This is a genomic window from Streptococcus sp. 29887 (genome assembly GCF_032595075.1).
Classification (GTDB): domain Bacteria; phylum Bacillota; class Bacilli; order Lactobacillales; family Streptococcaceae; genus Streptococcus; species Streptococcus iners.
On record NZ_CP118735.1, the window covers coordinates 1,873,444 to 1,900,316 of the forward strand.

Sequence of the window (26,873 nt, forward strand, 5' to 3'; positions counted from 1 at the left end):
AAAACTATTAGTCTTCATTGCGACGACGTTTACCTGCAAGAGCAAGAGTTGCGATAAGCATACCTGCACCAAGTACTGCTGCTGATGATGAAGCTTCACCAGTGTTTGGCAATTGAGCCGCACCAGCTTTAGCAGTTGTTGCTGGAGCTGCAGGAGCCTGTGGTTTTGGTGTCGCAGGCGCTTGAGGCGCTGGACTTGCAGGAGTTTCTGGTTTTGGTGCAACAGGGTTGCTTACCTTACGGTAAATGTGGAGTGTATCACCGTTTGGAAGTGTGATAGTCTTACCTGTGAACTCGTATCCTGGGATTGACTTGTTAGGTGTTGTACCCTCTTCTTGCGGTGCAATTGGGTTACCATCTTCGTCAACGTGGTTTGTCACAACCTTAGTTACCTTACGGTAGATGTGTGTTGTGCTACCGTCTGGATCTGTTACAGTCTTACCTGTGAACTCATAACCTGGGATTGACTTATCTGGAGTTGTGCCATCTTCTTGTGGTGAGATAACATTACCTTCTTCGTCAACGTGGTTAGTTACTACTTTCTTAACAGGTGTTACTTTACGGTATACGTAAGTTACTACAGTTTCACCTTCGACTACTGTACCGTTTTCAGTACCGTCAACTCGAACAAGTTCGTATTCTTCACCGTTAAATGTGATTGTACCTGGCTTGTTATCTGTTGTGTCGTATGGTGTGTCTACATCTGATGATGGTGTATCTGTAACTGGAGTAGAGATAACTGTACCATCTTCAGTAACATAGTTCACGACTACTGTACCCTTAGGTGTTACTTTACGGTAAACGTGGGTTGTATTGCCGTTTTCATCTGTAGTTGTCTTACCTGTGAACTCGTAACCTGGGATTGACTTGTCTGGAGTTGTGCCATCTTCTTGTGGTGAGATAACATTACCTTCTTCGTCAACGTGGTTAGTTACTACTTTCTTAACAGGTGTTACTTTACGGTATACGTAAGTTACTACAGTTTCACCTTCGACTACTGTACCGTTTTCAGTACCGTCAACTCGAACAAGTTCGTATTCTTCACCGTTAAATGTGATTGTACTTGGCTTGTTATCTGTTGTGTCGTATGGTGTGTCTACATCTGATGATGGTGTATCTGTAACTGGAGTAGAGATAACTGTACCATCTTCAGTAACATAGTTCACGACTACTGTACCCTTAGGTGTTACTTTACGGTAAACGTGGGTTGTATTGCCGTTTTCATCTGTAGTTGTCTTACCTGTGAACTCGTAACCTGGGATTGACTTGTCTGGAGTTGTGCCATCTTCTTGTGGTGAGATAACATTACCATCTTCGTCAACGTGGTTAGTTACTACTTTCTTAGCAGGTGTTACTTTACGGTATACGTAAGTTACTACAGTTTCACCTTCGACAACTGTACCGTTTTCAGTACCGTCAACTCGAACAAGTTCGTATTCTTCACCATTAAATGTGATTGTACCTGGCTTGTTATCTGTTGTGTCGTATGGTGTCTCTACATCTGACGATGGTGTATCTGTAACAGGTTTAGAGATAACTGTACCATCTTCAGTGATATAGTTCACAACAACTGTACCTTTAGGTGTTACTTTACGGTAAACGTGAGTTACATTGCCATCTTCATCAACAGTTGTCTTACCTGTGAACTCATATCCTGGGATTGAGGTATTTGGCTTAGTGCCATCTTCTTGTGGTGAAATAGACTTACCATTCTCATCAACGTGGTTGGTTACAGGAGATTTAACTGCGCTAGATACTTTGCGGTAAACGTATGTTACTTGCGTTGTACCCTCTACAACAGAACCATTTTCATTACCTTGAGTCAATACTGGAACCAATTCATAAACAGAACCATCAGCTGTAGTAATTGTTGTTGGTTTGTTATCTGTTGTATCGTAAGATGTACCTGTTGAAGTTGAGCTTGTATCTTCTACTGGAGAAGCAATCACATTACCTTCCGTGTCGATGTAGTTAACAACTACGTTACCTTTCACTTCTTCATATACGTAAGTTACTTGCTTGTCTTCGCCTGAAGTTACTGATCCATTTTCTTCACCAGTAGTCAAGCTTGGAACAAGTTTGTAAGTCTTACCATCTTCTGTAGTGATTGTAGTTGGCTTGTTGTCTTCAGTTGTGTATGTCTTACCTGGTTCAGCGTTCTCTTCGTCCTTAACTGGAGATTTGATTACTGTACCGTCAGTTGTTACATAGTTAACTGTTACAGAACCTGCTGGCTCGTAGACGTATTGAACAGTCGTAGTACCTTCAACAACAGTACCTTTCTCAGCAGCTGATGTATCTTTCACTTCTTTGTAGAAGTAAGTTACACCGTTGTGTTTGATAACTGCAGGTTTGTAATCTGTTGTATCGTAAGATGTATCAAGTGCCGCGTCTGTTGTATCGTTCACTGATGTTGCAATTGTTTCACCATTCGTGTTCACATAGTTAACGACAACGCTACCGTTTGGATTTGGAGCTGGAGTTGTTACTTTTTGGTAGACATAAGTTACTTGCGTTGTACCTTCAACAACAGAACCATTTTCTTCACCCTTGGTCAATACTGGAACAAGTTTGTACTCAGTACCATCTTCAGTTGTGATTGTTTCTGGCTTGTTATCTGTTGTATCGTAAGATGTACCTGTTGAAGTAGATGGTGTATCTGTTACAGGTGCCTTGATGACATTGCCATCAGTGTCGATGTAATTAACAACAACGTCACCTTTCACTTCTTCGTATACGTAAGTCACTTGCTTGTCTTCGCCTGGAGTTACTGACCCGTTTTCCTCACCAGTAGTCAAGCTTGGAACAAGTTTGTATGTCTTACCATCTTCAGTTGTGATTGTAGTTGGCTTGTTATCTTCAGTTGTATATGTCTTACCTGGTTCAGCGTTTTCTTCGTCCTTAACTGGAGATTTGATTACTGTACCGTCTGTAGTTACATAGTTAACTGTTACAGAACCTGCTGGCTCGTAGACGTATTGAACAGTCGTAGTACCTTCAACAACAGTACCTTTCTCAGCAGCTGATGTATCTTTCACTTCTTTGTAGAAGTAAGTCACACCATCTTTTGTGATTGTTGCTGGTTTGAAATCAAATGTTTCATAGACAGTTCCAGTTGTTGTTTCTGGTGTATCTACAACATCAGAAGCAATCTTCTCACCTGTAGTGTTGTAGTACTCAACAACAACGTTACCTTTCACTTCTTCGTAAACGTAAGTCACTTGCTTGTCTTCGCCTGAAGTTACTGATCCGTTTTCCTCACCAGCAGTCAAGCTTGGAACAAGTTTGTAGACTTTACCATCAGTTGTAGTGATAGTTTCTGGCTTGTTATCTGTTGTGTTGTACTCAGTACCTGGTTTTTGATTTGTTTCATCGTTAACAGGATCTTTGATAACTGTACCATCAGCCAATGTGTAGTTTACAACAACGTTACCAGCTTTTTGGTAAATATAAGTAACTTCAGTCGTACCTTCTACAACTTTACCAGTTTCCTTATCACCTGCTTTTACTTCATCGGTTGGCAAGATATAGTATACATCACCAGTAGCATCTTCAACGATTTTCTCTGGTTTGTTGTCTCTTGTGTTGTAGTCTGTACCTGTTGATGTTGATGGGGTATCAACTACTTGTGAAGCAATGACTTTGCCATCAGTGTTTACATAGTTAACAACAACGTCACCCTTAACTTCTTCGTACACATAAGTTACTTGAGTTACACCTGGAACTACGTCACCTGTTTCAGAACCTTTAGTAAGGGTTGGAACAAGTTTGTATGTCTTACCATCAGCAGTTGTGATAGTAGTTGGTTTGTTGTCTTTTGTATCGTAGTCTGTACCTGTAGATGTTTCTGGTGTGTCTGTTACAGGTGCTTGAAGAACTTTGCCATCAGTTGTTACATAGTTAACAACAACTGAACCTTTCACTTCTTTGTAGACATAAGTAACTTCTTTTGTTACACCTGCTTCTACAGTTCCAGTTTCATCACCAACTGTAGATGCTGGAACCAACTCATAAGTTTTACCTTCATCAGTAGTAATTGTAGTTGGTTTCAAGTCAGTTGTATCGTATGTTGAACCTGGTTTACCATCTTTAGTATCATCAACTGTGCTTGCTGTTGTAGCACCAGTATTTGTTGTACCTGAGAGTGGTGCGCCATCTTCAGTGATGTAGTTAACAACTACGTTACCAGCTTTTTCGTAAACATACTGAACAGTTGTTGTTGTTTCTGCTACATTACCAGTTGTTGGTGCAGAAGTGTCTTTCACTTCTTTGTAGTAGTAAACTGTGCCGTCCGCTGCTGTGATTGTTTCTGGTTTCTTATCGTCTGTATTGTAGGCTGTACCAACTGAAGCGTCTTCTGTATCCACTACAGATGTTGCGTTACCAGTTTCAGTACCTGAAATTGGATTGCCTTCTGTATCGTAGTACTCAACTACAACGTCAGATTTAACTTCTTCGTAGATGTAAGTAACTTCGATAGTCTTACCAGCTTCAACGTCACCAGTTTCGTTACCGATTGTTGCAGTTGGAACAAGTTTGTAGACTTTGCCATCAGTTGTTGTGATGGTTTCTGGTTTGTTGTCAGTAGTGTTGTAGTCGTAACCTGGCTTTTGGTTCGTTTCATCGTTCACAGGATCTTTGATGACTGTACCATCTGCCAATGTGTAGTTAACAACAACATTACCAGCTTTTTCGTAAACGTAGGTTACTTCTGTAGTACCTTCTACGACTTTGCCAGTTTCTTTAGTTGCATCTTCAGCTTTGATTTCTTTGTAGTAGTATACATCACCAGTCGCATCTTCAACGATTTTCTCTGGTTTGTTGTCTTTTGTATCGTAGTCTGTTCCCGTTGATGTTGTCTTTGTATCTACTACTTGGGTAGCAATTACTTTACCATCAGTATTTACGTAGTTAACAACAACATCACCTTTCACTTCTTCGTATACATATGTTACTTCTGTTACTCCTGGTACCACATCTCCTGTTTCTGTTCCTTTTGTTAGGATTGGTACTAGTTTGTATGTTTTACCGTCTTCTGTTGTAATTGTTTCTGGTTTGTTATCTTTTGTATCGTAGTCTGTTCCTGTTGATGACTCTGGTGTGTCTGTTACTGGATCTTTGATCGGTGTTCCATCTGTTGTTACGTATTTTACTACTACTGATCCTTTTACTTCTTGGTAAACGTAAGTGACTTCTTTAGTAACACCTGCCTCGATCTCGCCAGTTGTTGCCGCTGAAGTTGCTGAAACTTCTTTAAATGTATATGTCTTGCCATCTTCTGCAACAATTGTAGTTGGTTTTTCACCATCTTGTGTCGCATCATAAGTGGTCCCTGGTTCCCCATCGACTGTATCAACAACTTTAGCTTTGATAACATCGCCAGCTTCGTTGACATAATTGATATTTACATGGCCAGCAGGAACATAAACATAGGTCAGTTCTTTGATAGTATTGCTTGCTACTGTTCCAGTTTCAGCAGTAATTTCTTCTACTGCACGCTCATCATCTGCATGTGTAGTAGCGGCAAATACTCCTGCATCGCCAACACCATCTACTTGTTTGTAGTAGTATGTTACTCCATCTTTAACAATCTTTTCATCACGCAATGGTTCTGTATTGTAATCTGAACCTGTGTCACCATGTGCTACAGATACCTTACTATCCTGAAGAACATTACCTTTTTCATCAACGTAGAAGACTTCAACTGAACCTTTTTGAACGTAATAGAAAGTTGTATCAACATTGGCTTCTTGGAACTCATTATAAAGTAACCAATATCCTACTTCCCCTGGATATGAATATGGACGCTGCGCTGAATATGGACGGTCATAAGTTCCGTTTGGATCAACAGTAAAGTTTTTTAAATTATCCAGCTTACCTGTAGAGAAGACTGTAACGTAGGCTGAATCATCTTCACCTTCTTTTTTACGTTGGATTGAGATATCAATATCACCATCTTCAGAAACAAACGTTTTTACCCGACGTTCAACAAAACCATTCAATGGAGGTGCTACCGTAATTGCTGTCTTACCGATTACATAAGCTTCGGAGATTTTTCCTGATTCTTGTGTACCAGAAACAAATTCATAATTTGTGATATCTCTCTGAGTTGAAGAAGTGAAGATATCTCCCTCAAGACCTTTAATAGTATATGTCGCGATTAATTCTTCCGTACCTTGAACACGGTAATATGTAATTTGTTCAGGGTTCTTTGGTACATAGCTCCATAATTTATGAACAAGTTGTCCCTCCTGAACCAATCCGTTTGATTGCCAAACTCCTAGCATACGAAGATTCGCTGCATCACCACTACCAAAATAGAACTCTAGGCGATCAACAGCTTTTCCACCTACTTCTGTCTCTATGTAAGTTGCGGTGAAGTTCAGAGTAATTGGATTTTTAGTAACATCATGATTAATCGTAACATTCTCGATTTGACCGTTGAGGACCTTTTCATTATCACCGAGTGAAACAGTTGTTTCTCCTAGTAACTCTTGTGTGTCCTTATTTACAATACGAACAAATACATCTGTACTAGTTGGATTAGTCAAATCTTTAGAGACCGTCATATAAACATTTTGACGCTTATCAGTTTCGTTTACTAAAGAATATGGCCCTAGATTTGATACAAGGAAGGTATAGCGATTTGGTGTTGGATCATTCTTATAAACATCCGTCTCTATGAAATACGGACGAGTAATTGATGCACCTGCTGGGTCATCCATATCAGGAGTAACAGTGAACCCATCTGCAATAGCTCCTTGACCTGATGATTGGAGTTCTTGGAAGTCAGAACCCGGTCCTTGGTTGATCAATCCTTCTGTCAAATTTCCTGTCGTTGAAGTTGTTGCCAACATAACTACAATATCACCAGTTTCAGAGAACTTACGCAATTCAAGCACAAGTGCCTCGACATTTGTACGAACCGCATCAATTTGTTCGTTGACAGTTTCTAGAGTAGCTGCTGAGTTATTCAATTCTGCAGTTGCTTCGCTTACTGCCAATCTAGTTGCTGAAGCCACTGCCTTCAAGGCTGTATTGGTGCTGTCTGCAGCAACTAAACGTTCTGCTTCCTTAGTCAATAACTCTGCTTCTGAAGTTACTTGCTCAAGGACTACCTTTGCTTCTTCTACAGTAACAGGTGTTTTCGCAGTTTCAGCTACTGTTGCTGAAGTTGTTTCTTCTGTAGCTGAATTGGTTGCGCTTGAAGTTGGTGTAGTTGTTGTCTCAGAAGTAGCTGCTTTTGCCTCAGCTTTCTTCACAACTTTAACAGTAGCTACGTTTTGACCATTTTCTGTTACTTCAAGAGTAACTGTAGCTGATTGACCTGTTGCCAATTCGTAACCTGCTGGTACTTCAATATAAACTGGAATAATTGCTTTAGCAACTTCATCAGCTGTATTAATTGTCGCAGTGTTTACACTTGCGTTAACAAGTGTGCCGTCTTCTAACACATATGTAACGATGTAGTTGATTGTTGCAATACGCTCTGCACTTGTAACTGTTTGTCCTTCGATAGTTACAACAGCTTCATCTGTTTCTGTAGTTGAAGCTACAGTTTCAGTAGATGAGCTTGTTGCAGCTTCAGCAGCTGAAACTGATGTTTCAGTCGTTGATGCAACTGTTGCTTCAGTAGCAACTGCTTCCGAACTCGCAGACGAAGCTGTAGATGAAGCAACTGTCGCTATTGTTGTTTCTGATGAAGCTACAGTCTCCTCGGCTTGTGCTACTTGAGCTCCAGCACCCATAGCTAGTGACATACCAAGCAATACGCTGGCCGCACCAAAATGATATTTACGGATTGAGAAATGTTGTTTCATTCCATACCAATCAAATGATTTTTTCTTAATTTTGCGCATGAAACGCCTCCTTAAAATTGAAATAACTACGCGAGAAATCAAAAGAAAAAGCAACATCGGTCCTACATTAAAATAAGAAAAATATCCCTTTTATTTTAAATGTATAGTAGAAAAGCTAACAACTCACCATAGAAATTGCGATAATCAATATAGTGGGGGTGATTGGTACAAATCCGCTTAGAATAATGAGATGAGAAATTATCTACTCAACCTTTGTTGCTCTTACTATATGAAAATTCACATAGCCGTCTTTGATATATGAATATCACTGTCAGTATATCACCCCCCCCCCACTTTTATCAAATAATATGTTTATATATATATTTACTTAAATGTTTTTGTAAGTATTTTCGTAAATAAAAACTTCCAGAACTAGTTCCGGGAACTAACAATCTTTACTTTATGAAGATAAAAATTACCAATCCGCTTAGAATAATGAGATGAGAAATTATCTACTCAACCTTTGTTGCTCTTACTATATGAAAATTCACATAGCCGTCTTTGATATATGAATATCACTGTTAGTATATCACCCCCCCCCCCCCCCCACTTTTATCAAATAATATGTTTGTATATATATATTCTTAAATGTTTTTGTAAGTATTTTCGTAAATAAAAACTTCCAGAACTAGTTCCGGGAACTAACAATCTTTACTTTATGAAGATAAAAATTACCAAGCCGGTTATTGCTTGTTTTGAATAATAAAAGAATTGGGGAAGTACTTTTTCACTAACCACCCAGAAATTGGAACAGTCTAAAGATAGAAGACCGCTAGGAACCTCTCAAGGTAGAGCTAACATCTACCCACTACAGTTGACAAAGAGCCAAAAAAAGAGGACCAACTGTCCTCTCAAAAACCTCAAAAACATAACTTATCTATGACTAATCTTTCTAGTCAAGAAATCACCAATGAATTGAATGGCAAAGATGATAACCAAAATCAAAAAGGTCGCAAGGAAGGTCACATCATCATTGTAGCGCAGGTAACCGTAGGATAGTGCAACCTGCCCCAAACCACCAGCACCGATAGCCCCTGCCATGGCCGTATAGCCTACCAAGGAAACCAGAGTCAAGGTTGTCACACGAATTAAGTCGGGTAGCCCCTCACGTAGATAGACAAGGACAATATCCCAGAAGGTCGCTCCTGAAGCCTGAGCAGCCTCAATGACACCTCGATCCAATTCTGATAAGACCACTTCAACCTGACGGGCAAAGAAGGGAAAGACTGATAGGGCTAGAGGCACCAAGGCTGCCTCTGTACCAATGGTTTTGCCAACAATAATTTTGGTTAAGGGAGAAATCGCCGCCAACAAGATAATGAAGGGAATGGCACGGAAAATCGAAGCCACCTTGTCCAAAATCCAGTAGGCAGTCTTATTAGCAATAACCCCACGTGGACCAGTCAAGACCAAGAACAAACCGGACACCAAGCCCATAAAACCACCAAAAGCAAAGGAAACAAAGGTCATATAAAGAGTCAAATTAAAATGTGTTAACCAGCCTGTCTGACCATCCCAGCCCAATTTATAAATATCTGGAAAATTCGTTTGAATCCATTCTAACATCTAGTTCGCTCCTTTCAAAATCGTCACTTCTACACGGGCCTCTGTCACAGCTTCTAAAGCACGGTGTAACTGTCCAGGTTCTCCTGAGAGAATGACTACCATTTCACCGACTGGCGTATGGTCCAATATCTCAATATTACCATAAAGAATATTGGCCGACACTTGATAGAATTTATATAAGTCATTGACAATCGCCGTATCCGTATTGGAACCAGCATACTTGAGTTGCACTAAAATGCTATTCTCAGGCAAATTCTGAACAATGTCCTGCTGATAAATTTTCACCAAGGCCTCATCAATTCCTGTTGCTGTTTTGATGAAATCCTGAGTCAATTCTTCTTTTGGATGAGAGAAGATTTCTAACACTGAACCCTCTTCAATCAAGCGACCATCCTGCATGACAGCCACACGGTTACAAATGTCTTTTACAATCTGCATCTCGTGGGTAATCATGACAATAGTCAAGCCCAATTTTTCATTCAATTCCTGCAAGAGCGCCAAAATCTGTTTGGTCGTCTTCGGATCCAAGGCAGAAGTTGACTCATCTGAAATCAAGATTTTAGGGTCATTGGCCAAGGCACGGGCAATGGCAACACGTTGTTTTTGACCACCAGACAACTGAGCTGGATAGTTTTCAGCACGGTCAGAAAGTCCAACCAAGTCCAAGAGTTTAGCTACTTTTTCCTTCTTCTCTTCCTTGCTCAAACCCGAATGCTTAAGGGCAAAGGCTACGTTTTCTTCTGCCGTCATCTGAGCCATCAGATTGAAATGCTGGAAAATCATGCCAATCTCACGGCGTTTGCTTCGCAATTGAGCTGGGGTCAAAGTAACCTTGTCCCCCTCGTAAATCACATCCTCATCAATGGTAATCTTACCCGCAGACGGAACCTGCAACAAATTGATGACGCGGACAAGGGTAGATTTACCAGCTCCAGAATAACCTACGATACCGTAAATATCCCCTTGATTGATATGAATGGTCACATCCTTGACCGCTTCAATGGTCCGTTTTTTCTGCTGGAAAGTTACATCAATATTATCTAGCTTAATCATTTCCTTACTCATAACTTGCAATTAACTCCTCTACTAATTCAACATGGCTATAGTAGTCAGCGATGCTGACATTTTCATCACCGGCATGGTCGCGACTGTTGGCATTACCCAGACCAAAGCCCGCAATCGGCACCCCTAAAGCATGAAAGACGGTGTGCATAGGGCCTGTTCCCGGTGAAGTCGGCAAGACAGCAACTCCTTCTGGTGTCAATTTTTTAGCCAATTCAATCACATTGACAATGGCAGGATGGGACATATCACTTCGGTAGCTCATTTCCCCCAAAGTAAAGATAACCTCAACTTTGTCAAATCCGTGCTTGTTCAAATGCTGGCGAATCTTGTCCAAAACATCGTGTGGCTCCAAACCTGGCACCAGACGAACTTCCATTTTTGCAGAAGCCTGAGCTGGAATAATGGTCTTAACACCTTGACCAAGATAGCCAGTTGACAAGCCTTCAATGGTAATCGATGGCTCGAAATACAAACGCTTCAGAAATTCACGACGGTCTTCTACCAAGGTCGGTAGGGTCAAGCCATAAATGTCTTTCATAGACTGACTGGTTGCCAGTGCAAATTCCTCAACCAAGGCCAGTTCACGTTCGTTTGGTTCTTGAACTTGTTCGTAAATACCATCAACCAAAATACGTCCATCAGCTGCTCTCATGGATTGAAGAGCTGACAATAAATACCAGCTTGCAGAATCAATAACCCCTCCATAAGAAGAATGAATGTCTAAGTCAGCTGATTTAACCTGAAGATCGAAGGTCACAATTCCCTTATTCCCCCCAGCAATTTCTAGCTGATGTAAGCTATTGCGATGCCCCTGCTCCCAGACCAGCAAATCAGCACCAATCAAGTGTTCTTTGTATTTTGAAAGATACTTATCCAAGTCGACAGAGGCTGACTCCTCTGCCCCCTCCATAATAAAGATGATATTAACAGGGAGCTGACCATCTTGTCTAGCCTGATATTTTTTCAAGGCTGACAGACGAGCTGTGATATGCCCCTTATCATCGTCTACTCCGCGACCATAGATATAGCCGTCGGAAATGGTCAATTCAAAAGGATTGCCCTTCTCCCAGACCTGATCGGCATCAGCAGGAACTGTGTCATAGTGATTGTAAAAAATCAAGGTTTTGGCATTTGGAACACTAGCCTCAAACCTAGCCATAACAAATGGCGCTGCATAGCTATCATCTAAAACAACAGTTGCCCCAGCCTCTTCAAACATTTCTTTCAGATAAATGGCTACATCCAGTAAACCAATCTGCTGAGCAAAAATAGATTTCTTTGAAATCAAGACCTTCAACTTTTCAAAATAGTTTTGAATAATCGCATCATTTTCAAATAATTGAACTTTACTATCTGCCATACTTTCTCCTCATACTCAATGAAATCAATCAAATCTACTAACCAAAATCAAAAATACTATACTATTTCTAACTTTAGTTAAGAGATTGTCTTATCTCTATAAAAACAGATAGAGGGCTGAACAATTCTGTCCAGTCCTCGACCTATTTGCATTTTACCAAACTGGCTCATCCATACCGTCAGATGTTGTTTCAATGACTTCTTTCACTTCATCTGTGTGGTAGGCTTCGATAATTTTCTTAATCGCTGCTGCTTGCTCTGATTTTTCCCAATCGCTACGAGCTGCAATCAAGTTATACCATTGTTTTGAATTTTCATCTTTTTGTTCTTTGTAAAGAGCGTTCTTGTAATCCAAACCAGCTTCCAATACGAAGGTGTTATTTACAACCGCTGCATCAACTGAGCTAAGTGAGCTTGCTGTTTGGCTCGCATCCAACTCAGTGATTTTCAAGTTTTTCTTGTTTTCAGTAATGTCAGCAATCGTTGCCAATTCTGTACCAGATACACCAACCTTAATCAAACCAGCTGCTTGAAGAAGGTAAAGGGCACGGCTTTCGTTTGTTGGGTCATTTGGAACCGCAATTTCTGCACCATCAGGAATTTCTTCCACTTTCGTGTACTTGTTTTTGCCATCAGCTGTACCTGAGTAAAGACGGATTGGTGAGATATAAGTATCCGCAATAGCAACCAAGTCTTCACCGTTTTCTTGATTCCAGTTATTTAAGAAGTTATAGTGCTGGAAGGCGTTGATGTCTACTTCATTTTCAGCTACTGCCTTGTTTGGCTGTGAATAGTCCGTAAATTGAGTGAACTCCAATTTCACTTCATCACCAAGAATTTCTTGGATTTTGTTCCAACGTGCTTCTTCTGATTCGCTCAAGCTCATCACACCAACACGAACAGTTGTCGCTGAACCTGCAGCCTCATTTGAAGTTGAGCTACCACACGCAGCAAGAACACCTACTGACAAGGCAGCTGCTGCTAAACTAAACAATTTTTTTAATTTCATAAGAATATCTCCTTAATTTTTGAACTGAAACTATCTTAACACAGAAAAGACTATCTGGCTAATTGGCTTTTTTTATAGAATGTTATAACTTTTACTTATAACAAATACCCTTGCAATTATAAGGATTGATAATAAAAAGAGGGAAGTCATTTCCCTCTTAAAACACATCCACCAAATACTGAAACAAATCTCTGTGCTGCTTGCAATCCTTGTATAAAAACTCTGGGTGCCATTGAATACCAAACAAGGCCTGTTTGCCCTTGCTTTCATAGACCTCAATGGTCCCATCTCGTGGATCTAGTCCAGTTGCCACTAAGCCTGGCGCCAAATCCTTGATCCGTTGATGATGAAAGGAATTGATTTGACTGCCCTGTGCGAACAATTGACTGACACGACTTTTAGGTTTAACCTGCAAACGATGCGAAGTTCCTTCTATATCCTCTTGCCAATGGTCAGCCACTTCCTGTTCCAAACTTCCACCTAAAGCGACATTGAGCAACTGCATCCCACGGCAGACTGCAAAAATTGGTTTTCCTTGCCGAATCGCTTCTTTAATCAAGGCCAATTCAAACTCATCCCGCTCCAAGAGGTAATCCTCACTATCTATCAAACGTTTTTGACCATACAGACTTGGATCCACATGCTGACCACCGGATAAAATCAACTTGTCAATCATATTGATATAATCCTTGGCTAAGTCCGGAGTTCCCATGGGAATAACCAGTGGCACACCACCAGCCTGACGGACACTATCTGCCAATTCACGCGCTACCGTTACATAAACGCGACCAGATTTTGTTGGAAATTCTTGCTCATTGCCTGAAATACCAATAATCACCTTTCCCATAAAAAACTCCTTTCTGTGATTTTCTACATTGTAACACGACCAGCCAAGTCTGTCTAATATAGAAGTTTTATAGACCGATTAAAAAATATTTATCAAGGATACATATAAATCATGATTTCAATTCCTCTCTACCATCTCATAGATAAAACCTATCTCCCACATAAGAAAAAACTATACCAGTTCCAAGACCCAAAAATACGATAGGAATAAATAGCCGTATTTCAGGCTTTTATATAGAAGAAAGAGTGTCTAAACCCATCTCGTTCCAACTTGTTATAGCCAAAACTTATAACATACCCTAATTTTTTCCAATTATACAAGTGGGATTTTTTCTGTTAGGATAAAAGCATAGAAATATTTTTGGAGGAAATCCCATGACAACAACTATTATCGGCTTCCCACGTATCGGCGAAAACCGCGAATTAAAATTTATCACTGAAAAATACTTTAGAAACGAAATTCCACAGGAAGAACTTTTGACCGCAGCTAAAGACTTGCGTGCCAAGCACTGGACTATTGTCAAAGAAGCAGGTATTACTGAAATCCCAAGCAACGACTTCTCTCACTATGACAATGTCTTGGATGCAGCAGTACTCTTCAACATCGTACCAAAAGCAGTTCAGGAGCTTGAATTGACAGACCTTGAAAAATACTTTGCCCTTGCGCGTGGCTATCAAGGTGAAAAAGGTGACGTTCGTGCTAGACCCATGAAAAAATGGTTCAACACCAACTACCACTATATCGTTCCAGCTATTGAAAAAGACACTGAGATTAAACTAGCTGGTCATAAGATTTTCGATGAGTTCCAAGAAGCAAAAGACTTAGGTATCACTACTCGCCCAGTTTTGATCGGTCCCTTCACTCTCTTGCAATTGACAGATTTCGAAGAAGGGGCGACAGCTACTGATTTCGCTGACAGCTTAGTTGCAGCCTACGGACAAGTCTTTGAAAAATTGGCAGAACTCGGTGCGGAAAAAATCCAGTTAGACGAGCCTAGCTTGGTCAAGGACTTAACTGCAGAAGAAAAAGCCCTTTTCCTCAACATCTACCAAACACTCTTGGCAGATAAAAAAGGCTTGCAAGTCCTCATCCAAACCTACTTCGGTGATGTTCGTGATATTTACACAGAATTGACCAACCTACCAGTCGATGCCATCGGTCTTGATTTTGTAGAAGGTAAGGAAACGGCTGCACTGGTTGCGACAGGTTTCCCAGCTGATAAAACTCTCTATGCAGGTATCGTCAACGGTAAGAACATCTGGCGCAACAATTATGAAAAGAGCCTGGCTGTACTCGATGCCATCCCTGCTGAAAATCTTGTCTTGACAACTTCTTGCTCTCTACTTCATGTACCATTTACAACAGCCAATGAAGTCTTTGAACCAGCTATCCTCAACCACTTCGCTTTTGCAGTTGAAAAATTGAGCGAATTGCGCGACTTAGATGCTATCCGAAATGGTCAAGGAGATGCAGCTCTCACTGCCAATAAGGAACTCTTTGCCCTTGAACGTGTCGGTCGTGATGCAGCACTTGCTGATCGCCTGGCAGGATTGACAGACGCAGACTACACTCGCCTGCCTGTCTTTGCAGAACGCGAAGCTATTCAACGCGAAAAATTGAACCTACCACTTCTTCCAACAACTACTATCGGATCCTTCCCTCAAACCAAGGACGTTCGTAGCACACGTTTAGCTTTCCGCAAAGGAAACATCTCAGAAGAAGAGTACGATACATTTGTCAAAGCGCAAACAGATGAATGGATTGCTTGGCAGGAAGAAGTTGATTTCGACGTGCTTGTACACGGTGAATTCGAACGCAACGACATGGTAGAATACTTCGGTGAAAACTTGTCTGGCTACCTCTTCAGTAAAAACGGTTGGGTACAATCCTACGGTATGCGTGGGGTTAAACCACCAATCATCTGGGGCGATGTCACACGCTTGAACCCAATTACTGTCAAATGGTCAAGCTACGCACAAAGCCGTACCAACAAACCAGTCAAAGGTATGTTGACAGGTCCTGTAACCATCCTCAACTGGTCATTCCCACGTGAAGATATCTCTATCAAAGAATCAACTCTTCAAATTGCCCTTGCTATCAAGGAAGAAGTTCTCGACCTTGAAGCAGCTGGGATCAAGATTATCCAAATCGACGAAGCAGCACTTCGTGAAAAATTGCCACTCCGCCGTAGCGACTGGTACAGCGAGTATCTTGACTGGGCAATTCCAGCCTTCCGTTTGGTTCACTCAACTGTTGCTCCAGACACACAAATCCACACCCACATGTGCTATAGCGAATTTACAGACATCATTCCTGCTATCGACAACATGGATGCGGATGTTATCTCCTTTGAAGCTAGCCGTTCAAATCTAGTCATCCTCGATGAACTCAAGGCTAAGAACTTCCAAACTCAGGTAGGTCCTGGTGTCTATGACATCCACTCTCCACGTGTCCCTGCAGTTGATGAAATTGCACACACTATCCAAGCCATCCTTGCAAAAGTACCGAAAGAAAAAGTTTGGATTAACCCAGACTGCGGTCTTAAAACGCGTGGCGAATCAGAAACAAAAGCTAGCCTTATCCACTTGACCCAAGCAGCTAAGGCAGCCAGAAAGGAACTCTAATTTATGATCGGTCAAACCCCAAGTCTATCATTTGAAATTTTCCCTCCAAAACCAGAAGTAGGCAATGAAAAGATTATCCAAACCCTTGATCAGATGCAGGGTTTGGCCCCTCATTTTATCAGTGTTACCTGTAGTAATAACAACCTCAATATTGAAGAAACCACTGTTCGCCTGGTCAACCATGTCCGCAACGAGTTAGGCATTCCAACCATTGCCCACCTACCAGCAGCCTATTTGACTAAAGAAAAGGTCAAATCTGTCCTTCAATCACTTGATGAGGTCGGAGTGCATCAGATTTTAGCTCTGCGTGGAGATATTATCGATGGACTTCCACCCAAAGAGGGCTTCCAATATGCAACGGATCTCGTTTCCTTCATCAAACATGAGGCTCCCCACTTTGATATCATTGGAGCTTGTTATCCAGAAGTACACCCTGAGTCCCGAAACTCTGTAACTGACATCAAAAATTTGAAAAAGAAGGTTGATGCAGGTTGCTCAAGCTTGGTAACCCAGCTCTTCTTTGATAACGAAGCCTTCTATGAGTTTCAAGAGAAATGTTCGCTAGCGGACATCGAAGTGCCGATTATCGCAGGTATTATGCCTATCATCAACAGGAATCAGGCACTTCGTCTCTTGAAAACCTGCGAAAACATTCGCTTGCCACGCAAGTTCAAAGCTATCTTAGAAAAATATGAGCACAATCCTGAGTCACTTCGTGCAGCAGGCTTGGCTTACGCAGTTGATCAGATTGTCGACCTAGTGACCAACGATGTAGCTGGTATCCACCTCTACACCATGAACAACGCGGAAACTGCCCGTTATGTCCACAAGGCTACACACTCTCTCTTTAACCACTACCAAGGAAATTTATCAAGCGTAACTGGTAGATAGAACACCAAAAAGACTTGAAAAGTGTTTTAGAAGACACCTTCCAAGTCTTTTTTCGATGGCAAGAAACCCAAATATGATTGAGATAAGTGATAGGCATTCGAATAAAATAGACAGGACAAATGGCATTCCTAGCAGTATCAGGAAGAAAAATTTGTCAACACTTCCTAAACCCTTCTCACTCCCCAAAATATAGATAATGTTTTTGAGGCCCTCTTTATCAAAATCCGCTGACATAAACCAATTCTTTCACATTTATAGGTGAACTTGAAACAGCCCACTAGATGTCTTGAACAGCCTCTATTTGACAGAGTACAACAAGGCAAGTTCAAAATTCGGTAGAATAAAGTGTCCAAGGATTGATTTACCCGAGCCCAAAACTCGCAAACAAGGTTAAGAGATTAGAGTTATAGAAACAAAGTTGCAAACTCCAATCTGATATTGACAGGTGATAGAATACAAGAAGTATCATAGCAATAAATAGAAAACTAAATAGCGATAACTTGTACTAAAGTCTACCTAATCGAGAACAGTAACTGGAAGCCTTCACTAACCGAAATGACTACTTCTTCTCTAACAACACCTCACAAATACAAAAGCTGACCACTTAACGCAGTCAGCTCAGATATATAAATGTTAGCAGTTTATCTTCTTACAAGAAGGCAAGAATGATAAAGTTAAGAATGAAGAGGGCAGTTGCTCCCCAAAGGATTGGGTGAATTTCTTTTGTTTTACCAGTTGAAATTTTTACCAAGCAATAGAAGATGAAGGCTGCTGCAATACCGTATGAGATAGAGAAGCAAAGTGCCATGAAGAAGGCTGCAAAGAAGGCTGGAAGCGCATCTTCAAAGTGGCTCCAATCAACATCAAGGAATGATGAAACCATCATAACTCCGACGATAATCAAGGCTGGAGCTGTTGCAGCTGCTGGGACAATGCCGATAAATGGCAAGATAAGGATTGAAAGCAAGAATAGAACTGCTGTCGTAACAGCTGTCAAACCAGTACGACCACCCGCTGAGATACCTGCAGCAGATTCAACATATGTTGTCGTATTTGACGTACCAAAGAGAGCACCGATTGATGTACCGATAGCATCTGCAAAGAGCGCTCTATCCATCTTAGAGTTAAATCCAGTACCATTTTCAAGAGCTTTCTCATCTTCTTCTGAGAAGATACCTGTCTTACGACCAGTACCGATAAAGGTACCGAGTGTATCAAAGGTATCTGACAAGCTGAAGGCAAAGATAGTCATCAAAACAAGTGGAAGACGGCTTGAATCAGCAAAGAGAGAAGACAAACCACCGAAGGCTGCTAGGAAAGTTGTACCCAATTCTGCAAAGGCAGTTCCAATATTGTTATTAGCCAAGTCAATTGTAGAAAGGTCTACAACACCTGCTGGAATACCTGCCAAGGTTGTCGCAAGGATACCAATCAAAATCGCACCACGAACATTTTTAATAACCAAGACAGCTGTCAAGAGAAGACCGAAAACAGTCAAGAGAACACTTGGATCAGTAAAGGTTGAAATACTAGGCACGACACCACCACCAGCAAAAACTGAGAAGACCCCATTTGCGAAAGTTTCCGCTGTAGCATCTGCAGGAGCAACTCCGTTAACAGTAATAATATCTGAACCAGAAGTTAAGAAGGTAATCAAGTTAGAGTTCTTGAAACCAAGGTAGGCAACGAATACACCGATACCGCCACCGATTGCGTGTTGCAAGCTAATCGGAATAGCCTTAATGATGCTCTTACGGACCTTAGTAACTGTAATAAAGATATTGAATAAACCACAGAGGAAAACCATAGCCAAAGCTTCTTGCCAAGTAAAACCAAGACCGATAACAACTGTATAGGTAAAGAAAGCGTTCAAGCCCATCCCTGGTGCCAAGGCATAAGGAACATTGGCGAAGAGCCCCATAACAAGCGTTGAAACCGCGCTGGCAATGATGGTTGCCAAGAATACTGCCTGAGTTGGCATACCAGCAACACTGAGGATGCTTGGGTTAACAAACAAAATATAGCTCATGGCGAAGAAAGTCGTAAGACCAGCCATAATTTCAGTAGAAACGGTCGTTCCATGTTCTTTTAGTTTAAAAAACTGTTCCATTTTTCAATTATTCTCCTTTTATTTACGAACGATATAGCTATTATATACAAATCACTTTTATACTTCAAGTAATTCGTGTATGAAAACGTTATTTTCTAAAATAATGTTCGTTTTTCACGAATGTTTCCTCTTGGTTTTACTTCGCATCCTAAAAACGATTAGCTTTTTGCTTTTCTACAGGCATTTTGCTATACTGGAACTTATTAGTTTCAAAAAGGATAAGACAAGTATGAAGAAAAAAATTATTTCCATTGACCTAGATGGTACCTTACTAAATCAAGATAGTCAACTAAGTGACTACACAGTTTCTACTATTAAAAAGGTGAAAGAGGCTGGACATACCGTTTTGATTGCCACAGGTCGTCCCTATCGTATGGCAGAGCAATTTTACAACCAATTAGAGCTAGATACGCCCATGATTAACTTCAATGGTTCCCTCATCCATCTCCCAGGAAAAAAATGGGCATGGGAAAAGAATATTCTTATTGATAAAAAATACCTACTCGATTTCTTGAAAGAAGAGGAGCGGTTTGAAGCAGACTTTATCGCAGGAGAATACAAAAATAAATTCTTCATTACGCAAAAACATTTAGATAAAATCGACCCTTCCCTCATGGGAGTTGAGCAAATTACACCAGACACACTCATTAAACCTGAGCTGATTACCAGCGACCCCCACTCTATCCTCATGCAAACACGGGCTACAGATAAGTATCAGCTTGCCAAGGAAATGAAGGCCTACTTCAATGATGAACTGGAAATCAATACTTGGGGAGGTCCCTTAAATATTCTAGAAACTTGTGCTAAAGGAGTTAATAAAGCTACCGCCCTTAGCTATGTCTTAAACCTCTTCCAAGCCAGTCCGAGCGATCTAGTCGCTTTCGGAGATGAGCACAATGATGTCGAAATGCTGGAACTGGCTGGCATTAGCTATGCTATGAAAAACTGTAGTGATACCCTTCGTCCTCACGCAGACCGCTTGACTGAATTTACAAATGTTGAAGATGGGGTTGCCAAAGAACTAGAAAAATTATTTCTATAAGAACGAACTGCGTCTGCAGTTTCAGAATGAAGACAAAGTCGTTAGAATTATATTTCTAACGGCTTTTTCATATGTAAAGTAGTATAATAGAGATAGGAATACTAGCTAATAAGCAGAGGGAGAATCGCTATGTTACACAAAGAAAATCCAGACTACAATCGCGGTCAATTTGGTTTCTACAGTTTAGATGACCTTGTTCCTCAAGATCATCTCCTTCGTCAAATAGAGGAAGCTATTGACTTCTCCTTTATCTATGACTTAGTCGCAGATAGCTATAGCGATGATACAGGGCGTCCTAGTCTTGACCCTATTCTGCTCATTAAAATTCCAATCCTTCAGTGTCTCTTCGGCATTCGTTCCATGCGTCAAACCATTAAGGAAATCGAAGTCAATACTGCCTACCGTTGGTTTCTTGGTCTTCGACTGGATGATAAGGTGCCTCATTTCACTACCTACGGAAAGAACTATGTCCGTCGTTTTCAAGATAGACAAGTTATTGAAGGCATTTTCACCCATATCTTAGGTCTCTGCGTCAATGCAGGCTTCATAGATCCAACAGAAATTTTCATTGACGGTACCCATATCAAGGCTGCGGCGAATAATCGTAAATTCATCAATCGTGAAATTGAAAAGCAAGCCAAGTTTATGAGTGACCAGCTAGAGATTGAAATTAACAGGGATAGAGAAAAGCATGCAAAAAAGCCGCTAGGGCCCGCAAAAGAGGAGGGACCCATCGCTAAGAAAATTTCTACAACTGACCCTGAAAGTGGCTGGTTTCATAAAGGGGACCATAAGGAAGTATTTGCTTATACAGCTCAGGTTGCTTGTGACAAGCATGGTTGGGCTCTGGCTTATAGCGTGGAGGCTGGCAATGTCCATGACAGCCAGGCCTTTCCTGTACTCTTCGCTAAACTCCAACCCTTTCAGCCTAGCTTTCTCGTTGCCGATTCTGGCTATAAGACCCCAAGTATCGCTCGCTTCCTCCTAGAACAAGAGATTACTCCAGTCTTTCCGTATACACGACCGAAAGGAAAGAAAGGGAAACTACGCTCGAAGGATTTTGTCTATGATGAATACTATGACTGTTATATCTGTCCTGAGAATCAGGTCTTAACCTATCGCACTACAACCAGAGAAGGTTATCGGGAATATAAGAGTGACTCAGCTATCTGTGCTACTTGTCCACTTCTATCAATTTGTACAGAAAGCAAGAACAAGCAGAAAGTGGTAACTCGACACATTTGGAAAGAGGCTTTAGAAAGCTGTGAAGAGATTCGGCACAGGAAAGGTATGAAGGAGCTCTACCAGAAGCGGAAAGAAACCATTGAACGCCTCTTTGGGACAGCCAAAGAGTACCACAATCTTCGTTACACAAGAGAGAAAGGCAAGTCCAAAATGGAGGATAAGGTTGGACTGACTTTGGCGTGTTTAAATCTCAAGAAATTGGTAAAAATGAGGGCAGGGAAGCCTTTTTATTTTGTCCAAATAGCCACTATTCTGGCAAAAAGACGGACTATCAGACCAATAAACAGAAAAAGACAAACATCAAGCGAGATGTTTGTCTTCATTCTGGAACTGCGTCTGCAGTTTTTTTCTTTTGTTTTGCATAGCCAGCAACAGATTTCTGAAAAGAGTATGTAAAAAATTCGGAAATTTTTTCTGTTTTTAACACAAATTTGCTTGACAAATTACATGAAAACGTTTTATAATATACAAGTTCAAGGAAATGTAAGCCCATTCATTAGTTTTACATTTCAAAGGAACTAGAAAAAATTTAGGGGGAACAATAATGAGTATTGGAATCATTATTGCAAGTCATGGTGAATTTGCAGCTGGCATTCATCAGTCTGGTCAAATGATTTTTGGCGAACAAGAAAAAGTTCAAGTTGTAACTTTTATGCCAAGTGAAGGACCAGATGATTTATATGCTAAGCTCAATGCAGCTGTTGACTCATTCGATGCTGATGATGAAGTGTTGGTATTGGCGGACCTTTGGAGTGGTTCTCCATTTAACCAAGCAAGTCGCGTTGCTGGCGAACGTCCAGACCGTAAATTTGCCATCATCACTGGACTTAACTTGCCAATGCTAATTCAAGCCTACACAGAGCGTCTAATGGATGCATCTGCAGGAGTTGAAAAGGTTGCCGCAAACATTATCAAGGAAGCCAAAGATGGTATCAAGGTTCTTCCAGAAGAACTTCAACCAGCTGAGGCTGCTCCAGCTGCAAGTGCTGCTCAAGCACCTAAAGGAGCAATCCCACCAGGAACTGTTATCGGTGATGGTAAGTTGAAAATCAACTTAGCTCGTATCGATACTCGTCTCTTGCATGGTCAGGTCGCTACTGCTTGGACTCCAGCTTCTAAGGCTGACCGTATCATCGTCGCTTCAGATACAGTTGCACAAGACGACCTTCGTAAGCAATTGATCAAGCAAGCGGCTCCAGGAAACGTTAAAGCAAACGTTGTTCCTATCAAGAAACTGATTGAGGTTTCTAAAGATCCTCGCTTCGGTAACACACACGCTTTGATTCTCTTTGAAACACCTCAAGAAGCTCTTGAAGCAATCGAAGGTGGCGTAGAAATCAAGGAATTGAACGTTGGTTCTATGGCTCACTCAACAGGTAAAACAATGGTGAACACTGTTCTTTCTATGGATAAGGACGATGTTGCAACCTTTGAACGCTTGCGTGAACTTGGTGTCAAATTCGATGTCCGTAAAGTTCCAAACGATTCACCAAAAGATTTGTTTGACTTGATTAACAAGGCAGATGTTAAATAATAACTGATTAACACTGTGTGATTATCAGAAATATGAAAGGATTATAAATATGTCAGATATTTCAATTATTTCTGCAATTTTGGTCGTTTTTGTGGCCTTTCTTGCAGGTATGGAAGGTGTCCTTGACCAATTCCAATTCCATCAACCAATCGTTGCATGTACCCTCATCGGTCTTGTTACCGGTAACCTAACAGCTGGTGTTATGCTTGGAGGAACTCTCCAACTTGTTGCTCTTGGCTGGTCAAACATCGGTGCTGCGATTGCACCAGACGCTGCCCTTGCTTCTGTTGCTGCCGCTATCATCTTGATTAAGGGTGGTGACTTCTCAGCAACTGCTATCTCAGTTGCTCAAGGTCTTGCTATCCCTCTTGCTGTTGCAGGTCTTTTCCTTACAATGCTTGTGCGTACTGCATCTGTTGCCCTTGTACACGGTGCTGACGCTGCTGCAGAACGCGGTGATTTTGGTGCACTTGAGCGCTACCACTTGATCGCTCTTTCACTTCAAGGTCTTCGTATTGCTGTTCCTGCTGCCCTTCTTCTTGCTATCCCAACTGAGGCTGTTCAAGCTGCTCTTGAATCTATGCCAGCTTGGTTGTCAGGTGGTATGAACGTCGGTGGTGGTATGGTTGTTGCCGTAGGTTTCGCTATGGTTATCAACATGATGGCTACTCGTGAAGTATGGCCATTCTTCGCTATCGGTTTCGCTCTTGCTGCTGTTAGCCAGTTGACACTTATCGCACTTGGTGCTATCGGTGTATCTCTTGCCTTTATCTACCTTAACCTTTCTAAAAAAGGTGGAAACGGTGGCGGAGCTGGTTCTAACGATCCAATCGGCGACATCCTAGAAGACTACTAAGAAGAAAGGAAGAACACAATCATGACAGAAAAAATTCAACTTTCAGTAAAAGATCGTAAAGCGATTTGCTGGCGTTCAACCTTCCTTCAAGCATCATGGAACTTTGAGCGTATGCAAAACTTGGGTTGGGCTTACACAATGGTTCCAGCCATCAAAAAACTTTACACTAAGAAAGAAGATCAAATTGCGGCTCTTAAACGCCACATGGAATTCTTTAACACACACCCATACGTTGCTGCACCTATCGTCGGTGTAACACTTGCCCTTGAAGAAGAGCGTGCAAACGGTGCTGACATCGATGACGCTGCTATCCAAGGTGTGAAAATCGGTATGATGGGACCTCTCGCTGGTATCGGTGACCCAGTATTCTGGTTTACAGTACGTCCTATCCTTGGTGCCCTAGGTGCTTCACTTGCTGTGTCAGGTAACATCCTTGGCCCAATCCTCTTCTTCGGTCTTTGGAACGCTATCCGTATGAGCTTCCTATGGTACACTCAAGAGTTTGGTTACAAATCAGGTAAAGAAATCACTAAAGATATGTCAGGTGGTATCCTCCAAGACATCACTAAAGGGGCTTCTATCCTCGGTATGTTCATCCTTGCCGTACTTGCTCAACGTTGGGTATCTATCGGCTTCAACTTCACGGTTTCTGAAGTTCCACTCTCAGAAGGTGCTTACATCGAGTGGGATAAATTGCCAGAAGGCTACGAAGGTATCCAAAAAGCCTTTGAATTGGTTGGTCAAGGTTTGTCACAAACTCCAACTAAAGTTACTACTTTCCAACAAAACTTGGACGGTCTTATCCCAGGCTTCATGCACTTGCTTCTTACCTTCCTATGTATGTGGTTGTTGAAGAAAAAAGTTTCTCCAATCACTATCATCGTTGGTTTGTTCGCATTCGGTATCGTAGCTCGCCTATTTGGAATTATGTAATCCATTAAGAAACCCCGCTCATGCGGGGTTTTATGGTATAATAAAACAAGAAATGAGGTAACTATGGCACAATCATTAAACAAACACGTCGAACTATCCACAACAGGCGTTTCCTATCTCAGTCTTGCAGGTGGAACGGTGGGCAAGTTCCTGCTAGGTGATCAAGCTCTGGAATTTTATGCTGATAACAACGTTGAAAATTACGTTCAAATTCCTTGGACATCTATCGTTCAAATCGGTGCCAATGTTTCCAACAAAAAAATCAGTCGCCACTTCGAAATCTATACTGATAGTGGCAAATTCCTGTTTGCTTCTAAAGATTCTGGTAAAATCCTAAAAATTGCCCGTGAGCATATCGGCAATGAAAAAGTTGTGAAATTACCAACTCTTATGCAAATTCTAGGACAGAAAATCTCAAATCTATTTGCAAAAAAATAAAAAATCAAGTATAATAAGACAAACGGATAAGTAGTATCAGGCGTTTTTCAGAAAGTCTGCGGTCGCTGTGAGCAGATAAACAAGGGATATGAAATTCTACCGTTGGCTAAAAATGACATACTTAAAGTGCACAGAATGTGAAGCTGGATGGAACCGCGGTAAATATCGCTCCAGCATCTCTCATTCTGTGTTTTTTATTCAAAAGGAGACATCTATGCTAGATATCAAACGTATTCGTACAGATTTTGACGGAGTAGCTGCCAAATTAGCTACTCGTGGTGTGGCTGCCGAAACCTTGGCAGACATCAAGGACTTGGATGCAAAACGCCGTGAAATCTTGGTTACTGTAGAAGAATTAAAAGCAGAGCGCAACACCGTTTCTGCCGAGATTGCTCAAGCAAAACGCAACAAGGAAAATGCTGATGACAAGATTGCGGCTATGCAGAAATTGTCTGCGGACGTAAAAAACTTGGATGCTGAACTCTTGGAAATTGACGAAAAATTAAATGCCATCCTTGCAGTTCTTCCGAATACGCCACATGACTCAGTTCCTGTTGGTGCGGATGAAGAAGAAAATGTGGAAGTTCGCCGCTGGGGCACTCCTCGGGAATTTAGCTTCGAGCCAAAAGCTCACTGGGACTTGGGCGAAGACCTGGATATTTTGGACTGGGAACGTGGGGCAAAAGTAACCGGAGCCCGCTTCCTCTTCTACAAAAACTTGGGTGCCCGCTTGGAGCGTGCCCTCTACAACTTCATGTTGGACGAGCATATCGCAGAAGGCTACCAAGAAATCATTACACCTTACATGGTCAACCATGACTCTATGTTCGGTACTGGTCAATATCCTAAATTCAAGGAAGATACTTTTGAGTTGGCAGATACCAACTTCGTCCTCATCCCAACTGCGGAAGTGCCGTTGACCAACTACTACCGCAACGAGATTTTGGAAGAAAAAGACCTGCCAATCTACTTCACAGCCATGAGCCCATCTTTCCGTTCTGAAGCTGGTTCTGCTGGTCGTGACACCCGTGGTCTTATCCGCCTTCACCAATTCCACAAGGTTGAAATGGTCAAATTTGCCACACCAGAACAGTCTTATGATGAATTGGAAAAAATGACGGCAAATGCAGAGAATATCCTTCAAAAATTAGGCTTGCCATACCGTGTGTTGGCTCTCTGCACAGGCGATATGGGCTTCTCAGCTGCTAAGACCTACGACTTGGAAGTCTGGATTCCTGCCCAAAATGCCTACCGTGAAATCTCAAGCTGTTCCAACACAGAAGATTTCCAAGCCCGTCGCGCCCAAATCCGCTACCGCGATGCTGCTGACGGCAAGGTCAAATTGCTCCACACCCTCAACGGCTCTGGCCTAGCAGTTGGTCGTACGGTTGCGGCAATCCTTGAAAACTATCAAAATGAAGACGGTTCTGTCACCATTCCAGAAGTTCTCCGTCCATACATGGGTGGGGTTGATGTGATTAAGCCTTAGGAATAAG

15 protein-coding genes and 1 pseudogene are annotated in these 26,873 nt (G+C 41.5%); 9 read left to right on the forward strand and 7 right to left on the reverse strand.

Going from position 1 to position 26,873, the window contains the following annotated elements; all coding sequences use genetic code 11:
- Window positions 1-7 precede the first annotated feature (7 nt).
- The 6 genes from PW252_RS09165 to PW252_RS09190 all read right to left on the reverse strand — a co-directional run bounded on the left by PW252_RS09165 (window position 8) and on the right by PW252_RS09190 (window position 13,704).
- Entirely contained in the window at window positions 8-7,858 is a 7,851-nt protein-coding gene (locus tag PW252_RS09165; RefSeq protein ID WP_248051365.1) for a MucBP domain-containing protein, read from the reverse strand.
- A gap of 873 nt (window positions 7,859-8,731) precedes the next feature.
- Complete coding sequence (locus PW252_RS09170) at window positions 8,732-9,424, reverse strand: methionine ABC transporter permease (RefSeq protein WP_105125141.1); 693 nt, start codon at window positions 9,422-9,424, stop codon at window positions 8,732-8,734.
- On the reverse strand, window positions 9,425-10,489 hold the full coding sequence (locus PW252_RS09175) for a methionine ABC transporter ATP-binding protein (RefSeq protein ID WP_172028987.1): 1,065 nt from the start codon (window positions 10,487-10,489) through the stop codon (window positions 9,425-9,427).
- Window positions 10,482-11,849: a M20/M25/M40 family metallo-hydrolase gene (locus PW252_RS09180; protein WP_248051367.1), complete on the reverse strand. Its 1,368-nt coding sequence runs from the start codon at window positions 11,847-11,849 to the stop codon at window positions 10,482-10,484. Before PW252_RS09180 ends, PW252_RS09175 begins: the two co-directional genes overlap by 8 nt.
- Window positions 11,850-12,002: 153 nt before the next feature.
- Window positions 12,003-12,857: a MetQ/NlpA family ABC transporter substrate-binding protein gene (locus PW252_RS09185; protein WP_248051369.1), complete on the reverse strand. Its 855-nt coding sequence runs from the start codon at window positions 12,855-12,857 to the stop codon at window positions 12,003-12,005.
- Window positions 12,858-13,014: 157 nt separating this feature from the next.
- On the reverse strand, window positions 13,015-13,704 hold the full coding sequence (locus PW252_RS09190) for a gamma-glutamyl-gamma-aminobutyrate hydrolase family protein (protein ID WP_248051370.1): 690 nt from the start codon (window positions 13,702-13,704) through the stop codon (window positions 13,015-13,017).
- A gap of 374 nt (window positions 13,705-14,078) precedes the next feature.
- Here PW252_RS09190 and metE point away from each other — a divergent pair, with 374 nt between their 5' ends.
- Entirely contained in the window at window positions 14,079-16,328 is a 2,250-nt protein-coding gene (gene metE, locus PW252_RS09195) for a 5-methyltetrahydropteroyltriglutamate--homocysteine S-methyltransferase (RefSeq protein WP_248051372.1), read from the forward strand.
- A gap of 3 nt (window positions 16,329-16,331) precedes the next feature.
- Complete coding sequence (metF, locus tag PW252_RS09200; protein ID WP_248051374.1) at window positions 16,332-17,219, forward strand: methylenetetrahydrofolate reductase [NAD(P)H]; 888 nt, start codon at window positions 16,332-16,334, stop codon at window positions 17,217-17,219.
- 649 nt (window positions 17,220-17,868) lie between these two features.
- On the opposite strand, the gene PW252_RS09205 is transcribed toward metF, so the two are convergent.
- Entirely contained in the window at window positions 17,869-19,329 is a 1,461-nt protein-coding gene (locus PW252_RS09205; RefSeq protein WP_248044656.1) for an NCS2 family permease, read from the reverse strand.
- Window positions 19,330-19,558: 229 nt separating this feature from the next.
- Between PW252_RS09205 and PW252_RS09210 the strand changes: the two genes are divergently transcribed.
- The 7 genes and pseudogenes from PW252_RS09210 (at window position 19,559) to serS (ending at window position 26,866) form a co-directional block, all read left to right on the forward strand.
- Window positions 19,559-20,371 (forward strand): Cof-type HAD-IIB family hydrolase, encoded by an 813-nt coding sequence (locus PW252_RS09210; RefSeq protein ID WP_105118595.1) that lies wholly within the window; start codon window positions 19,559-19,561, stop codon window positions 20,369-20,371.
- 129 nt (window positions 20,372-20,500) lie between these two features.
- Window positions 20,501-21,981, forward strand: a pseudogene (locus PW252_RS09215) (IS1182 family transposase).
- Window positions 21,982-22,160: 179 nt separating this feature from the next.
- Window positions 22,161-23,150, forward strand: coding sequence for a PTS sugar transporter subunit IIB (locus PW252_RS09220; RefSeq protein WP_105118522.1), 990 nt, complete (start codon window positions 22,161-22,163; stop codon window positions 23,148-23,150).
- Window positions 23,151-23,199: 49 nt separating this feature from the next.
- Window positions 23,200-24,006 (forward strand): PTS mannose/fructose/sorbose transporter subunit IIC, encoded by an 807-nt coding sequence (locus tag PW252_RS09225; RefSeq protein WP_105118523.1) that lies wholly within the window; start codon window positions 23,200-23,202, stop codon window positions 24,004-24,006.
- 21 nt (window positions 24,007-24,027) lie between these two features.
- The gene (locus PW252_RS09230; RefSeq protein ID WP_099868573.1) at window positions 24,028-24,939 is read left to right on the forward strand and encodes a PTS system mannose/fructose/sorbose family transporter subunit IID; all 912 of its coding nucleotides are present in this window, start codon (window positions 24,028-24,030) and stop codon (window positions 24,937-24,939) included.
- Between the two features lie 63 nt (window positions 24,940-25,002).
- The gene (locus PW252_RS09235) at window positions 25,003-25,377 is read left to right on the forward strand and encodes a DUF956 family protein (protein ID WP_248049801.1); all 375 of its coding nucleotides are present in this window, start codon (window positions 25,003-25,005) and stop codon (window positions 25,375-25,377) included.
- Between the two features lie 214 nt (window positions 25,378-25,591).
- The gene (gene serS, locus PW252_RS09240) at window positions 25,592-26,866 is read left to right on the forward strand and encodes a serine--tRNA ligase (RefSeq protein WP_248049804.1); all 1,275 of its coding nucleotides are present in this window, start codon (window positions 25,592-25,594) and stop codon (window positions 26,864-26,866) included.
- Window positions 26,867-26,873 lie beyond the last annotated feature (7 nt).

Excerpts from the sequence above, each read along its gene's own strand:
- PW252_RS09165 (WP_248051365.1), bottom strand. The coding sequence starts at position 7,858 with ATGCGCAAAATTAAGAAAAAATCATTTGATTGGTATGGAATGAAACAA.
- PW252_RS09170 (WP_105125141.1), bottom strand. The coding sequence starts at position 9,424 with ATGTTAGAATGGATTCAAACGAATTTTCCAGATATTTATAAATTGGGC.
- PW252_RS09175 (WP_172028987.1), bottom strand. The coding sequence starts at position 10,489 with ATGAGTAAGGAAATGATTAAGCTAGATAATATTGATGTAACTTTCCAG.
- PW252_RS09180 (WP_248051367.1), bottom strand. The coding sequence starts at position 11,849 with ATGGCAGATAGTAAAGTTCAATTATTTGAAAATGATGCGATTATTCAA.
- PW252_RS09185 (WP_248051369.1), bottom strand. The coding sequence starts at position 12,857 with ATGAAATTAAAAAAATTGTTTAGTTTAGCAGCAGCTGCCTTGTCAGTA.
- PW252_RS09190 (WP_248051370.1), bottom strand. The coding sequence starts at position 13,704 with ATGGGAAAGGTGATTATTGGTATTTCAGGCAATGAGCAAGAATTTCCA.
- metE (WP_248051372.1), top strand. The coding sequence starts at position 14,079 with ATGACAACAACTATTATCGGCTTCCCACGTATCGGCGAAAACCGCGAA.
- metF (WP_248051374.1), top strand. The coding sequence starts at position 16,332 with ATGATCGGTCAAACCCCAAGTCTATCATTTGAAATTTTCCCTCCAAAA.
- PW252_RS09205 (WP_248044656.1), bottom strand. The coding sequence starts at position 19,329 with ATGGAACAGTTTTTTAAACTAAAAGAACATGGAACGACCGTTTCTACT.
- PW252_RS09210 (WP_105118595.1), top strand. The coding sequence starts at position 19,559 with ATGAAGAAAAAAATTATTTCCATTGACCTAGATGGTACCTTACTAAAT.
- PW252_RS09220 (WP_105118522.1), top strand. The coding sequence starts at position 22,161 with ATGAGTATTGGAATCATTATTGCAAGTCATGGTGAATTTGCAGCTGGC.
- PW252_RS09225 (WP_105118523.1), top strand. The coding sequence starts at position 23,200 with ATGTCAGATATTTCAATTATTTCTGCAATTTTGGTCGTTTTTGTGGCC.
- PW252_RS09230 (WP_099868573.1), top strand. The coding sequence starts at position 24,028 with ATGACAGAAAAAATTCAACTTTCAGTAAAAGATCGTAAAGCGATTTGC.
- PW252_RS09235 (WP_248049801.1), top strand. The coding sequence starts at position 25,003 with ATGGCACAATCATTAAACAAACACGTCGAACTATCCACAACAGGCGTT.
- serS (WP_248049804.1), top strand. The coding sequence starts at position 25,592 with ATGCTAGATATCAAACGTATTCGTACAGATTTTGACGGAGTAGCTGCC.